Here is a 14,894-nt window from a genome sequence, read left to right as displayed (position 1 = left end):
GGGGCCCAGACCTTTGGTTACTTTGGGGCGTTTGCCAAAGTGACCCGCCGTAAGGGCGGAACCATAAGCCGCCGCACCCGAAGAAACGGATATTCACCCAACCCAAACCCCAAACAACAAAAAACCCGCTGAAATCACTCTCAGCGGGTTTTCCATTTCAGCAGCCAAGGAAAATCAAAAATCCTCCAGCCGCCACACTTCATAAGCCGGCGTCTCGTAGGGATGGCTCAACTTAAGAGCCGCCACTACCGAGCGAATCAACTCATCGCCAACAACAAGCTCAACCTTCCACTCCTCGACCCGCTCAACCCGCCCCGCCTCACCCATGAACGGCTGACTCCCGTCCAAAGGCCGAAACTGACCAGATCCAAGCACCTGCCAAGCACAGTGGTCATAGTCACCGATCCGCCCACCACCAGCAGCGAACACAGCCCCTTTGACCACCTCGACATGACTGTCAGGAACAAAAAACGCCAGCTTGTACACAGGCCTTAGTTCACCCAAACACGAGCATTACGGAACATACGCATCCAAGGAGCGTCTTCGTTCCAGTCCTCCGAACGCCACGAGTTCTGCACGGCACGGAACACACGCTCCGGGTGCGGCATCATGATCGTCACACGACCGTCGCGGCTGGTGAGACCGGTGATCCCGCGCGGCGAACCGTTCGGGTTGGCCGGGTAGGCTTCGGTGACCTTGCCGTGGTTGTCGACGAAACGCATCGCCACGCAACCGGACAGATCGGCTTCCAGCAGTGCTTCTTCGCTGGAGAACTCGGCATGGCCTTCACCGTGAGCGATGGCGATCGGCATGCGCGAACCGGCCATGCCCTGAAGGAAGATCGAGTTCGACTCCTGAACCTGAACCATCGCCACGCGCGCTTCGAACTGCTCGGAGCGGTTGCGCACGAAGTGCGGCCAGAACTCGCTGCCCGGGATCAGCTCGTGCAGGTTGGACATCATCTGGCAACCGTTGCACACGCCGAGGGTGAAGCTGTCGTTACGTTCGAAGAAGCCCTGGAACGCATCGCGGGCACGGCTGTTGAACAGTGCGGACTTGGCCCAGCCTTCACCGGCGCCGAGAACGTCGCCGTAGGAGAAACCACCGCAGGCCACCAGACCTTTGAACTCGTTCAGGTCGACACGACCGGCCAGAATGTCGCTCATGTGCACGTCGATCGCATTGAAACCGGCGCGGTCGAACGCCGCCGCCATTTCCACCTGACCGTTGACGCCCTGCTCACGCAGCACGGCAACCTGTGGGCGGATGCCTTTCTTGATGTAAGGCGCGGCGATGTCCTGGTTGACGTCGTAGCTCAGCTTGACGCTCAGGCCCGGGTTGTCTTCTTCCAGCAGCGCATCGAACTCTTGCTCGGCGCAGTCGGCGTTGTCGCGCAGACGCTGGATCTGGTAGCTGGTCTCGGCCCACTGACGTTGCAGCAGACGACGCTGGCCTTCGAACACGGTGTCACCGTTGAAGGTGATGTTGATCTGGCCGTTGTTGATCGGCTGACCGATCACCGACACGCAGTCGCCCAGACCGGCAGCGCTGAATTGCGCGAGGATGTCCGGGGTGGCGTCCTGGCGAACCTGGATCACGGCACCCAGTTCTTCGTTGAACAGGATGGCGGCAATTTCGGCGGAGCTTTCGGCAACGCTGTCGAGGTTCAGGCTCAGACCGCAGTGACCGGCGAAGGCCATCTCCACCACGGAGGTCAGCAGACCACCGTCGGAACGGTCGTGGTAAGCCAGCAGATGACCGTCGGCGTTGAGGCCCTGGATCACTGCGAAGAACGCTTTCAGGTCTTCGGCGTCGTCGACGTCCGGAGCCTGCTTGCCGAGCTTGCCGTGAACCTGGGCGAGGATCGAGGCGCCCATGCGGTTCTGGCCGCGACCGAGGTCGATCAGGATCAGGTCGGTGGTGCCCTTGTCCATGCGCAGTTCCGGGGTCAGGGTCTGACGGATGTCAGCCACTGGCGCGAAACCGGTCACGATCAGGGACATCGGCGAGGTGACAGTCTTGTCTTCGCCGTTGTCGTTCCAGCGGGTGGCCATGGACATCGAGTCCTTGCCGACCGGAATGGTGATGCCCAGCTCAGGGCACAGTTCCATGCCGACCGCTTTCACGGTGTCGTACAGACGCGCGTCTTCACCCGGGTGGCCGGCAGCGGACATCCAGTTCGCCGACAGTTTGATGTCAGAGAGCTTGTTGATGCGCGAGGCAGCAATGTTGGTCAGGGTTTCGCCGATGGCCATGCGGCCCGACGCCGGAGCGTCCAACAGCGCCAGCGGAGTGCGCTCGCCCATTGCCATCGCTTCCCCGGTGTAAACGTCGAAGCTGGTGGCGGTGACGGCAACGTCGGCCACCGGAACCTGCCAAGGGCCAACCATCTGGTCACGGGCCACGAGGCCGGTGATGGTGCGGTCGCCGATGGTGATCAGGAAGCTTTTGCTCGCCACGGCCGGGTGGTGCAGGACGCGCTCGATGCTTTCGCCGATGTCGAGGTTCGACGGATCGAAGTCATCGCCCAGCTCGGCTTCGCGAACCACCGAACGGTGCATGCGCGGCGCCTTGCCCAGCAACACTTCCAGTGGCATGTCCACCGGGTTGTTGCCGAAGTGGCTGTCGGTCACGGTCAGTTGCGGCTCGGCGGTGGCTTCACCGACAACGGCGAACGGGCAACGCTCACGTTCGCAGATCGCCTTGAAGCGCTCGAAATCGGCCGGGCCGACCGCCAGAACGTAACGCTCCTGGGATTCGTTGGACCAGATTTCGTGCGGGGCCATGCCCGGCTCGTCGTTTGGAATGTTGCGCAGTTCGAAACGGCCACCGCGATCGCCGTCGTTGACCAGTTCCGGGAAGGCGTTGGACAGACCGCCCGCACCCACGTCGTGGATGAAGCTGATCGGGTTCTTGTCGCCCAGCTGCCAGCAACGGTCGATGACTTCCTGGCAGCGACGTTCCATTTCAGGGTTTTCACGCTGAACCGAAGCGAAGTCCAGATCCGCCGAGCTGGTGCCGGTGGCCATGGAGGAAGCAGCGCCGCCGCCCAGACCGATCAGCATCGCCGGGCCGCCGAGCACGATCAGCTTGGAGCCGACCAGAATCTCGCCTTTCTTGACGTGCTCTTCACGGATGTTGCCCATGCCGCCAGCCAGCATGATCGGCTTGTGGTAACCGCGAACTTCGTCACCGTGCGGGGTGGTGATCGATTGTTCGAAGGTACGGAAGTAGCCGGTCAGGGCCGGACGACCGAATTCGTTGTTGAACGCGGCGCCGCCCAGCGGGCCTTCGATCATGATGTCCAGCGCGTTGACGATGCGCTCAGGCTTGCCGTACGGCACTTCCCACGGCTGTTCGAAGCCCGGGATCTGCAGGTTCGACACGGTGAAACCGGTCAGGCCGGCCTTCGGTTTGGCGCCACGACCGGTTGCGCCTTCGTCGCGGATCTCGCCACCGGAACCGGTGGACGCACCTGGGAACGGGGCGATCGCGGTCGGGTGGTTGTGGGTTTCGACCTTCATCAGGATGTGCACCGGTTCCTGCACCGCGCCGTACTGGCGGGTTTCCGGATCCGGGAAGAAGCGGCCGGCGACGTTGCCGACGATCACCGAAGCGTTGTCCTTGTAAGCGGACAGCACACCTTCGCTGTGCATCTGATAAGTGTTCTTGATCATGCCGAACAGGCTTTTTTCCTGGCTTTCGCCGTCAATATCCCAACTGGCGTTGAAGATCTTGTGGCGGCAGTGCTCGGAGTTGGCCTGGGCGAACATCATCAGTTCGATGTCGTGCGGGTTGCGCTTGAGACCGTTGAAGGCGTTGACCAGATAGTCGATCTCGTCTTCGGCCAGGGCCAGGCCCAGTTCGACGTTGGCCTTCTCCAGCGCGGCGCGACCACCGCCGAGGATGTCGATGGCGGTCAGCGGCTTCGGTTCGGCGTGGCTGAACAGACCGGCGGCCTGCTCGAGGTTGGCCAGAACGATCTGAGTCATGCGGTCATGCAGTACGTCTGCAATTTGCTGCGCTTCGGTTTCGCTGAACTGGCCGGCGACGTAGAACGCGATGCCGCGCTCCAGGCGCTGGATCTTGCTCAGGCCGCAGTTGCGGGCGATGTCGCTGGCCTTGCTCGACCATGGCGAGATGGTGCCGAAACGCGGCAACACCAGGAACAGACGACCGGTCGGCTCTTGAACCGGAACGCTTGGACCGTACTTCAGAAGGCGCGCAAGCACCTGCTGTTCGTCGCCGGTCAGGACGCCGGTGACTTCGGCGAAGTGAGCGAATTCAGCATACAAGCCACTGACAGCCGGAACCTTCTGGCTCAGTTGCTCAAGGAGTTTGCTGTGGCGAAAGGCAGAAAGGGCAGGAGCGCCGCGCAGGATCAACATCTTCGGGACAGCCTCGGGAAGGGGTGTGCTTTGAGGCCGTGCATTCTAGCCTAAACCGCCCTCAACATCACCCGAAACGCTACGCACGGTTGCACCCGGATGTCGAGTGGTGTTCCTGCCTTGAGGGTCAAATTTACGGGGTGTCGGAACGCGGGTTATTTTTTCTGTCACAAAATGCCTTTCGAGCCCATTCCTGCGGGGTTTCGAGCGGTTTTGTGATCCCTAGCAGACAACCCCGCAACTGTCGAGATATGGCGCCCGTTGTCCTTTGCGTATACTGCGCACATGTTTTCCCCAACGGCTTTGCGTCCGCGGTACGCCAAATGGCTGATCGCTACCGGACTCTTCCTGATGCTCAGTGGCTGTGTTGATAAACCCAACACACTCGAGCGCGTAAAGGAGGATGGCGTGCTGCGGGTGGTCACCCGAAACAGCCCCGCCACCTACTTTCAGGATCGCAGCGGTGAAACCGGCTTCGAATACGAGCTGGTGAAGCGCTTCGCCGACGATTTGGGGGTCGAGCTCAAGATTGAAACCGCCGACAACCTCGACGATCTGTTCAACCAGGTCGGCAAGCCGAACGGCCCGGTACTGGCGGCCGCCGGTCTGGTCAGCAGCGAACAGCGTAAGAAGCAGGTGCGTTTCTCCCGCTCCTACCTCGAAGTCACTCCGCAGATCATCTATCGCAACGGCCAATCTCGTCCTACCGACGCCGGCGATCTGGTGGGCAAGAAGATCATGGTGCTCAAGGGCAGCACCCACGCCGAACAACTGGCGGAGCTGAAACAGAAATATCCTGGCATTCAATACGAAGAGTCCGACGCCGTTGAAGTGGTCGACCTGCTGCGCATGGTCGATGAAGGTCAGATCGATCTAACCCTGGTCGATTCCAACGAAGTGGCGATGAACCAGGTGTACTTCACCAACATCCGCGTGGCCTTCGACCTCGGCGACGCACGCAGCCAGAGCTGGGCCGTGGCGGCCGGCGAAGACAACAGCCTGCTCAACGAGATCAACAGCTATCTGGACAAAGTGCAGAAGAACGGCACCCTGCAACGTCTGAAGGACCGCTATTACGGCCACGTCGACGTCCTCGGCTACATGGGCGCTACCACCTTCGCCCAGCACTTGCAGCAGCGGCTGCCCAAATACGAACAGCACTTCAAGGCCTACGCCAAGAAAGAGAAAGTCGACTGGCGCCTGTTGGCGGCGATCGGTTATCAGGAATCGCTGTGGCAACCGGCGGTCACCTCGAAGACCGGCGTGCGCGGGCTGATGATGCTGACCCAGAACACCGCCCAGGCCATGGGCGTGTCCAACCGCCTCGATCCGAAGCAGAGCATCATGGGTGGCGCCAAGTACCTGGCCTACATGAAGGATCAGCTCGACGAGTCGATCCAGGAACCGGATCGCACCTGGTTTGCCCTGGCGGCCTACAACGTCGGCAGCGGTCATCTGGATGACGCACGCAAACTGGCGGCCAAGGAAGGGTTGAACCCGGACAAGTGGCTGGATGTGAAAAAGATCCTGCCGCGCCTGTCGCAGAAGCAGTGGTACAGCAAAACCCGCTACGGCTACGCCCGGGGCGGCGAACCGGTGCATTTCGTGGCGAACATCCGTCGCTACTACGACATCCTCACCTGGGTGACCCAGCCGCAACTTGAAGGCGATCAGGTGGCCGAGGGCAATCTGCATGTTCCGGGGATCGATAAATCGAAACCCGCTCAAGAGCCAGCCCCGCTCTGATCCAGATACCTTCAATCAAATGTGGGAGCCAGCCTGCTGGCGATAGCGGTTCATCATTCAACATCTTTGTTGTCTGACACTACGCCATCGCCAGCAGGCTGGCTCCCACATTGTTTTTTGCAGTGATGCTTAGGCCTTGGCAGCCGCCAGGATCAACGCCTTCATCTCCGACACCGCCGACTTGAAGCCTACGAACAACGCATGCGCCACCAGTGCGTGACCGATGTTCAGCTCGTTGATGCCCTTGATTGCGGCAACCGCCTCGACGTTGTGATAGTGCAGGCCATGGCCGGCATTGACGATCAGCCCCTGGGCCAGACCGAAGGCCACGCCGTCCGCCACACGCTTGAGTTCTTCAGCCACTTCGGTCGGCGTTTCGGCATCAGCGTAACGTCCGGTGTGCAGCTCGATGGCCGGTGCGCCGACACGCTTCGACGCAGCGATCTGCCGCTCGTCGGCGTCGATGAACAGCGATACCTCGCTGCCGATCTTCGACAGACGCTCGACCGCCGCCCGGATCCGCTCCTCCTGCCCCGCCACATCCAGACCGCCTTCGGTGGTCAATTCCTGCCGGGTTTCCGGCACCAGGCAGATGTGCGCCGGACGAATGCGCTCGGCGAACGCCATCATTTCTTCGGTGACGCCCATTTCGAAGTTCATGCGGGTTTGCAGCACATCCTTGAGCAGCAGCACGTCGCGCTCCTGAATGTGCCGGCGGTCTTCGCGCAGGTGCACGGTGATACCGTCGGCGCCCGCCTCTTCCGCGTCCAGCGCAGCCTTGACCGGATCCGGATAGCGCGTGCCACGGGCCTGACGCAGGGTGGCGACGTGGTCGATGTTCACGCCAAGAAGAATGCGATTGCTGGTGGTCACGGATGCGCTCCTGAATGGATAGATTCGGCGCACAGCATACACGGGGCTACGGTTTGCGAAACAGTTCGCGACTCACGAGAGGACGGCCGCCAAGATGGACTGCAAGTGCCTGACGCATCAGGCGCTTGGCGGCGGACAGAGCGCCCGGTGCCGTCCAGTCGGCTTCGGCCATGGCCAGCAATTCGGTGCCGTTGAACAGGCCGGGTTGCAGCAGATATACCCGCTCAAGTCCGGCATCCACCTGCAAGCGGTAGAGACCGTCCGCAGCGATCGGCTCGTCATTGATGTCGGCGTTCAGGGAAAAGCCATAACCGAGATCGTCAAGCAGCCGCCATTCGAAGGAACGCAGCAACGGTTCCAGCGGCCGGCCTTCGGCCAATGCCAGCAAGGTCGCGGCGTAATGATCGAACACCGCCGGGTGCGGGTCTTCGGCGGGCAACAGGCGGATCAACAGTTCGTTGAGATACAGGCCGCTGAACAGCGCCTCGCCGACCATCCAGGTCGCGTTGCCGACGCTTTCCATGCGCCCGACATTCTTCAACTCACCCTTGCCGCGAAACTCCACTTCCAGCGGCACGAATGGCCGCGCCAACGTCCCGGCCTTGCCCCGCGCACTGCGCAACACCGCTCGCAGCCGGCCTTGCGGCGTGAGGAAATCCACCAATGCGCTGGTTTCGCGGTAGGCGCGGGAGTGCAGGACGTAGGCGGGTTGGGCGGGAGGCGGGCTTTGCGACATTGAGTTCTCGATGACGAAACGCAGTTTTACACACAAACCCAAAACTACTGTGGGAGCGAGCCTGCTCGCGATGAGGGTGTATCAGACAACAAGGATGTCGACTGAAATACCGCTATCGCGAGCAGGCTCGCTCCCACAGTGGGTATCGGTGTTCTCGGGATCAGCGCTTACAGGTCGCCGTAACCCAGCGAACGCAGCGCACGCTCGTCGTCGGACCAGCCGCCCTTCACCTTGACCCACAGGTTGAGCATGATCTTGGAGTCGAACAGCAGCTCCATGTCCTTGCGCGCCTCGGTGCCGATGCGCTTGATGCGCTCGCCCTTGTCGCCAATGATGATTTTCTTCTGGCCGTCACGCTCGACGAGGATCAGCGCATGGATGTGCAGCGTCGCACCCTGCTGCTTGAACTCTTCGATTTCCACGGTGATCTGGTACGGCAGCTCGGCGCCGAGCTGGCGCATGATCTTCTCGCGCACCAGTTCGGCGGCGAGGAAGCGGCTGCTGCGGTCGGTGATCTGGTCTTCCGGGAAGAAGTGATCGTTCTCCGGCAGATGGTCGGCAATGACCTTTTCCAGCGCGTCGAGGTTGTGCCCGTGTTGCGCCGAGATCGGAATGATCTGCGCGTTCGGCAGCTGTTCCTGCAACCACGACAGGTGCGGCATCAGCTCGGCCTTGTCTTCGATGCGGTCGGTCTTGTTCAGTGCGACGATCAGCGGGCCGGTCACGTACTGCACGCGCTCCAGCACCATCTGGTCTTCATCGGTCCACTTGGTGCGGTCGACCACGAAGATCACCACGTCGACGTCTTTCAACGCCGCCGAAGCGGTTTTGTTCATGTAACGGTTCAGGGCTTTTTCGCCACCCTTGTGCATACCGGGGGTGTCGACGTAGATCGCCTGCACGTCGCCCTCGGTCTTGATTCCGAGCATGTTGTGGCGAGTGGTCTGCGGCTTGCGCGAGGTGATCGCGAGCTTCTGGCCGAGGATGTGGTTCAGCAGCGTGGACTTGCCCACGTTGGGACGGCCGACGATGGCAACATAGCCACAGCGCGTTGCGTTTGTATCAGTCATTGCCATTCTCCACACCCAGGGCAATCAGTGCTGCGGCGGCCGCTACCTGTTCGGCAATACGACGGCTCACACCCTGACCCCGGCTTTTTTCATTCAATAGGACAACTTCGCACTCGACGAAGAAGGTACGGCAGTGCGGCTCGCCCTGGATATCCACCACTTCATAACGCGGCAGTTCGCAGCCGCGCGATTGCAGGAATTCCTGCAGGCGGGTCTTCGGATCCTTGTTGGTGTCGACCAGCGTCAGACCTTCGAACTCGCCGGCCAGCCAGGCCAGTACGCGCTCGCGGGCGACTTCCATGCCGGCGTCGAGGTAGATCGCACCGATCAGCGCTTCAAGGGCGTCGGCCAGAATCGATTCGCGACGGAAACCGCCGCTCTTCAACTCGCCGGAACCCAGACGCAGGTAATCGCCCAGATCGAAACCACGAGCCAGTACCGCCAGCGTCTCACCTTTTACCAGCCGTGCGCGTAAACGCGACAACTGGCCTTCGCGAGCCAGCGGGAAACGGTCGAACAGGGCTTCGCCGGCAACAAAGTTGAGGATCGCATCGCCGAGGAATTCCAGACGCTCGTTGTTGCGTCCGGCAAAGCTGCGGTGCGTAAGGGCCAGGACCATCAGTTCCTGGTCCTTGAAGGTGTAACCGAGCTGACGCTCGAGACGGCTTAGAGAAACGCTCACGGTTTACCCACGCTGAGTTCGTGGCTGGATTCCACTGCCATCGCCGGGATACGGCGCAGGCCTGGGACAATTAACGCTGTGTTCAAAAATGACGTCCTGAATATCGTGGCTTCATGCCCCGGAGCCGGTTGTGCCGACGCCAGAAATGCATTCGGCGCTGTGGTCAACAGCGCCGTGTTTGTTTACTTGATCAGGCCGACCCGCGAGAAGTTCGGCAGGTGGCTGAGTTTCGGTTCCGGCCAGCTCATCCAGACCGCGAAGGCCTTGCCGACGATGTTCTGGTCGGGAACCATGCCCAGCAGATCCTTGGGAATGTTCGGATCATCCCAGTAGCGACTGTCGTTCGAGTTGTCGCGGTTGTCGCCCATCATGAAATAGTGCCCGGCCGGCACGGTCCAGGTATGGTCCGGCGTGGCGCGGTAGCGGCTCATTTCCTTGCGGATCAGGTGCTCGGCGACGCCGAGTTTTTCCTTGTAGAGTTCCGCGCTGCCAAGGGTGCCCGGCTCGGAGCCGACCAGTTGCTCGGCAATCGACTCGCCATTGACGAACAGACGCTTGTCGGCGGTGTACCGCACGGTGTCGCCCGGCAGGCCGACCACACGCTTGATGTAGTTGACGTTCGGGTCGCTCGGGTAGCGGAACACCATCACATCGCCGCGCTGCGGGTCACCGACTTCGATGATCTTCTTGTCGATCACCGGCAAACGGATCCCGTAGGAAAACTTGTTCACCAGAATGAAGTCGCCAACGTCCAGGGTCGGTTTCATCGAGCCGGACGGAATCTGGAACGGTTCCACCAGGAACGAACGCAGCACCAGCACGATGAACAGCACCGGGAAGAACGACTTGCCGTACTCGACCAGCAGCGGTTCCTTGTTCAGCTTCTCGACCACCACCCCATCAGGCTGGCTGACGCTGCCCTGATAGGAGGCGATGGCGGCACGCCGACGCGGTGCCAGGATCAACAGATCGAGCAACGCCAACAGACCGCAGACGAACACGGCAATGACCAGCAACAGCGGGAAATTTAGTGACATAGGACCTGACTATTCCAACCTGAGCACGGCGAGGAAGGCTTCTTGTGGAATTTCCACGTTGCCGACCTGTTTCATGCGTTTCTTACCGGCCTTCTGCTTCTCAAGCAGTTTTTTCTTACGGCTGACGTCGCCGCCGTAGCACTTGGCCAATACGTTCTTTCTGAGTGCCTTGACGGTTGTCCGGGCGACGATCTGACCGCCAATGGCAGCCTGGATGGCCACGTCGAACATCTGACGAGGAATCAGTTCTTTCATCTTCTCGGTCAACTGGCGACCTTTGAAGTGCGAATTGTCACGGTGCACGATCAGCGCCAGAGCGTCGACCTTGTCGCCGTTGATCAGCACGTCCAGTTTCACCAGATTAGCCGATTGGTAACGATCGAAATGGTAGTCCAGCGAAGCATAGCCGCGGCTGGTGGATTTCAGACGATCGAAGAAGTCCAGGACCACTTCGTTCATCGGCAGGTCGTAGGTCACTTGCACCTGATTGCCGAGGAACAGCATGTCGACCTGCACACCGCGTTTCTCGATGCACAGGGTGATGACGTTGCCCAGGTGCTCCTGCGGTACCAGGATGTTGGCGCGCACGATCGGCTCGCGCATGTCTTCGATTGCAGACACGTCCGGAAGCTTCGACGGGTTGTCGACGTAAATCGTTTCACCGGTTTTCAGCACCAGCTCGAAGATTACCGTCGGCGCAGTGGTGATCAGGTCCAGGTCGTATTCGCGCTCCAGGCGCTCCTGGATGATCTCCATGTGCAGCATGCCGAGGAAGCCGCAACGGAAGCCGAAACCCAGTGCGTCGGAGCTTTCCGGGGTGTACTGCAGCGACGAGTCGTTCAGGGTCAGTTTCTGCAGCGCTTCGCGGAAGTCCTCGAAGTCGTCGGAGCTGACCGGGAACAGACCGGCGTAAACCTGCGGCTGGATGCGTTTGAAACCTGGCAGCACCGGAACGTCCGGGGTGGAGCTCAGGGTCAGGGTGTCACCGACCGGTGCACCGTGAATGTCCTTGATGCTGGCGATGATGAAGCCCACTTCGCCGGCCTTCAGGTCAGCGGTAGCGGTGTGTTTAGGGTTGAACACACCGACGCTGTCGACCAGATGCACCTTGCCGGTGGATTTCACCAGGATCTTGTCGCCCTTCTTCACGCGACCGTGACGCACACGCACCAGGGAGACAACGCCCAGGTAATTGTCGAACCAGGAGTCGATGATCAACGCTTGCAGCGGATCTTTGATGTTGCCGGTCGGCGCAGGAATGGTCGCGACCAGACGCTCGAGCACTTCGTCGACACCCAGGCCGGTCTTGGCGCTGCAGGTGACGGCGTCGGTGGCGTCGATGCCGATGATCTTTTCGATCTCGTCCTTGACGCGATCGGGCTCGGCCTGTGGCAGGTCGATCTTGTTCAGGACCGGCATGACCTCGAGGCCCTGCTCGATGGCGGTGTAGCAGTTGGCCACGGACTGGGCTTCAACGCCCTGCCCCGCATCGACCACCAGCAACGCACCTTCACAGGCCGCCAGGGAACGGCTGACTTCGTAGGTGAAGTCGACGTGGCCCGGGGTGTCAATGAAGTTCAGCTGGTAGGTGACGCCGTCTTTGGCCTTGTAATAGAGGGTAACGCTGTGGGCCTTGATGGTGATCCCGCGTTCGCGCTCCAGATCCATGGAATCCAGTACCTGGGCTTCCATTTCACGCTCGGCCAGGCCACCGCACATCTGGATGAAACGGTCAGCCAGCGTCGACTTGCCATGGTCAATGTGGGCGATGATGGAGAAATTGCGGATATGACTCAAATCACTCACGGATCAACACTCAAAAAGGCTGCAGGCTGGGCCCGCCGAAAAATAGCCGGGAATTGTACCTGATACACGGCGCAAGCGTCACGTTCGCCTGTCACCCGGATTGCATGCAAAAACGCCCCGGTCTGGTGACCGAGGCGTTTTCAAGGCTAAAGCGTGGGTGAAACCTTGTTCATCAACCGGCTCGACGCAGCAACCAGACACCCGCCAGCGCACACACGCCAGCCGGCACCAGCACCGCGAACAGCGGCGAGAAGCCGAACACCAGGCTGGATGGCCCTAGCAGATCCTGGACGATGCGGAAGGTGAAGCCCACCAGCACACCCGTGAACACCCGCTGACCGAGGGTCACCGAACGCAACGGACCGAAGATGAAGGAAATCGCCATCAGTACCAGCGCGGCGGTCACCAACGGCTGCAACACCTTGACCCAAAATGCCAGCCAGTAACGGCCGTTACTCAGGCCCTGATCGGCCAGATAATGGATGTAACCCCACAGCCCGGTGATCGACAGCGATTCCGGCGCCATCACCACGGTGCTCAGCAATTGCGGGCTCAGCGAGACATCCCAGCGCTCGACCGGCGTATTGACCACTTCGGTGCTGCGCTCGTGGAATTTGGTGGTGGTCACGTCGGTCAGCTGCCAGTGATCGGTGTCGAACTCGGCGCGTTTGGCGAAGCTCGAGCTCAGCAGATGACGCTCTTTGTCAAAGTGATAGCGGGTCACGCCATACAGACGACCATTGGGCTGCACGGAGTTGATGTGAATGAACTCCTCGCCCTGACGGTGCCACATGCCGTGCTTGGCGCTCTGCGCGTCACCGCTGCCTTGCGCCAGCGAACGATTGGCCTGGGCCATGCTTTCGGTGGCCGGTGCCACGTACTCGCCGATCAGCACGCCGGCCAGCATCAGCACCAGCATTGGCTTCATCACCGCCCAGACGATGCGCCCGATGGACACACCGGCAGCGCGCATGACGGTCAGCTCACTGCTGCTTGCCAGACTGCCGAGGCCGATCAGGCAGCCGATCAGCGCCGCCATCGGCAGCATGTCGTACATGCGGCGTGGCGCGGTCAGGAGCACGAAACTCAGGACATCGACCAGGGTGTAGGTGTCACTTACGTCGCCCATCTCGTCGATGAACGCAAACAAGGTTGCCAGGCCGAGAATGATCGCCAGCACCGCGATGATCGCCATGAACACGCTGCTGCCGATGTAGCGGTCGAGTTTAACCACGGGCCACCTCCAGCGCTGCGCTGCGACGGCTGGCCAGTTTCAGGCGCAGAGGTTCCCAGTACAGCAGGCCGAGACCAATGACCAGGAAGATCGCGTGCACCCACCACAAGCCGAGCGCCGGTGGAATCTTGCCTTTCTCGAGGGCGCCGCGGGCGGCAATCAGGATGGTCAGGTAAGCCATATAAAGAAGAATCGCCGGCAGCAGCTTGAGGAAACGCCCCTGACGCGGGTTGACCCGCGACAGCGGCACCGCCATCAAGGTCACGATGAATACCAGCAGCGGCAGCGACAGGCGCCATTGCAGTTCGGTTTTCGAGCGGATGTCATCGCTACCCACCAGAGACGAGGTCGGCATGGCGTCACGGTCGGTGACTTCCTCGCTGACATCTGGCTTGGGCAGCAGCACGCCGTAGGTTTCGTAGTGAATGGCGCGGTAGTTGGCCTGACCCGGGCTGCCGTCGTAGCGGTAGCCGTTGTCGAGGATCAGGTAGCGGTTGCCGTCGGGACGCACTTCCTGACGGCCCTTTTCCGCCACCAGCACGGAAATCCCGCGATCTTTCTGGTTGGCGCCGAGGTTCTTCTGCGAGATGAACACGCTGCCAAGATTGACCCGATCATCGCTCAGGGTTTCGGTGTAGGTCACCCGCGTACCGTCACGCAGGGCCTGGAAGCGGCCGGGCTCGAGGGTGTCGAATTCGGTCAGGGCGTCCTGCTTGTTCAGCAGCAACTGGAACTGATTGGCGCCTTGCGGGGCCAGGCTCAGGCTCAGCCACGCAACCACCAGTGCTACCAGGGTGGCCGGAAACAGGGTCATACGAAACAGACGCTGCTGGCTCATGCCGGTGGCCGAGAGCACGGTCATCTCGCTTTCCAGGTACAACCGGCCGTACGCCAGCAGGATCCCGAGAAACAGGCCCAGCGGCAGGATCAGTTGCAGGAAGCCCGGCAGACGGAAGCCCATGATCAGGAACAGCGATCCCGGATCGAGCTGGCCCGCGGCGGCCTGGGCAAGGTATTTGATGAAGCGACCGCTCATGATGATGACCAGCAGCACGGCGCTTACCGCACTCAGGGTCAACAGGACTTCGCGGGACAGATAACGGAAGACGATCAAACCAGACACTCCAGGGTTGTCAGGCTAAGGCGGCCAAACAAGCAAACGTATCGACGGGCCCGCAAGGCAGAGCCGTCGAAAAAAGATGCGGCATTATCCTGTGATTGAGGGCGCCTGTCACTGCGCACACTCACGCAAGCATGCAATCCGTTGAAGATCGTACAACCGAGGGTTGTCAGGCGCGGTGAGCGAGGTTCAAACTGCCGCC

The 14,894-nt window shown here is 60.9% G+C and carries 11 protein-coding genes; 1 reads left to right on the top strand and 10 read right to left on the bottom strand.

Features of this window, described 5'->3' with window-relative positions; translation table 11 throughout:
- Window positions 1-174: 174 nt before the first annotated feature.
- The gene (locus PMI24_RS20830) at window positions 175-486 is read right to left on the bottom strand and encodes a Nif3-like dinuclear metal center hexameric protein (RefSeq protein ID WP_045121829.1); all 312 of its coding nucleotides are present in this window, start codon (window positions 484-486) and stop codon (window positions 175-177) included.
- Window positions 487-491: 5 nt separating this feature from the next.
- On the bottom strand, window positions 492-4,388 hold the full coding sequence (gene purL / locus PMI24_RS20825) for a phosphoribosylformylglycinamidine synthase (RefSeq protein ID WP_007957375.1): 3,897 nt from the start codon (window positions 4,386-4,388) through the stop codon (window positions 492-494).
- Between the two features lie 285 nt (window positions 4,389-4,673).
- Here purL and mltF point away from each other — a divergent pair, with 285 nt between their 5' ends.
- Window positions 4,674-6,134 carry a membrane-bound lytic murein transglycosylase MltF gene (gene mltF, locus PMI24_RS20820; protein ID WP_011332593.1) on the top strand — a complete coding sequence of 487 codons (1,461 nt, stop codon included), beginning with the start codon at window positions 4,674-4,676 and terminating at the stop codon, window positions 6,132-6,134.
- A 129-nt stretch (window positions 6,135-6,263) separates the two neighbouring features.
- Here the strand turns inward: mltF and pdxJ are convergent, their stop codons facing one another.
- The 8 genes from pdxJ to lptF form a co-directional block, all read right to left on the bottom strand.
- Window positions 6,264-7,007: a pyridoxine 5'-phosphate synthase gene (gene pdxJ, locus PMI24_RS20815; RefSeq protein WP_007957371.1), complete on the bottom strand. Its 744-nt coding sequence runs from the start codon at window positions 7,005-7,007 to the stop codon at window positions 6,264-6,266.
- 46 nt (window positions 7,008-7,053) lie between these two features.
- Window positions 7,054-7,743 carry a DNA repair protein RecO gene (gene recO, locus PMI24_RS20810; RefSeq protein ID WP_007957370.1) on the bottom strand — a complete coding sequence of 230 codons (690 nt, stop codon included), beginning with the start codon at window positions 7,741-7,743 and terminating at the stop codon, window positions 7,054-7,056.
- Window positions 7,744-7,910: 167 nt separating this feature from the next.
- The gene (gene era / locus PMI24_RS20805; RefSeq protein WP_007957369.1) at window positions 7,911-8,813 is read right to left on the bottom strand and encodes a GTPase Era; all 903 of its coding nucleotides are present in this window, start codon (window positions 8,811-8,813) and stop codon (window positions 7,911-7,913) included.
- A complete protein-coding gene (gene rnc, locus PMI24_RS20800; protein ID WP_011332589.1) occupies window positions 8,806-9,495 on the bottom strand; it encodes a ribonuclease III in 690 nt (229 codons plus the stop codon). The genes era and rnc overlap by 8 nt, the downstream gene beginning before the upstream one ends.
- 182 nt (window positions 9,496-9,677) lie before the next feature.
- A complete protein-coding gene (gene lepB / locus PMI24_RS20795; RefSeq protein WP_007957367.1) occupies window positions 9,678-10,532 on the bottom strand; it encodes a signal peptidase I in 855 nt (284 codons plus the stop codon).
- 9 nt (window positions 10,533-10,541) lie between these two features.
- A complete protein-coding gene (gene lepA, locus PMI24_RS20790; protein ID WP_007957366.1) occupies window positions 10,542-12,338 on the bottom strand; it encodes a translation elongation factor 4 in 1,797 nt (598 codons plus the stop codon).
- Between the two features lie 172 nt (window positions 12,339-12,510).
- Window positions 12,511-13,572, bottom strand: a complete 1,062-nt coding sequence (lptG, locus tag PMI24_RS20785; RefSeq protein ID WP_007957365.1) for an LPS export ABC transporter permease LptG — start codon at window positions 13,570-13,572, stop codon at window positions 12,511-12,513.
- Window positions 13,565-14,686, bottom strand: a complete 1,122-nt coding sequence (gene lptF, locus PMI24_RS20780) for an LPS export ABC transporter permease LptF (protein ID WP_007957364.1) — start codon at window positions 14,684-14,686, stop codon at window positions 13,565-13,567. Before lptF ends, lptG begins: the two co-directional genes overlap by 8 nt.
- Between the last annotated feature and the right edge of the window lie 208 nt (window positions 14,687-14,894).

It is taken from the genome of Pseudomonas sp. GM25 (genome assembly GCF_000282255.1).
Classification (GTDB): Bacteria; Pseudomonadota; Gammaproteobacteria; order Pseudomonadales; family Pseudomonadaceae; genus Aquipseudomonas; species Aquipseudomonas aphyarum.
The sequence above is the reverse complement of the archived record's forward strand: the minus strand, read 5'-3'. Positions and strand labels throughout refer to the sequence as shown.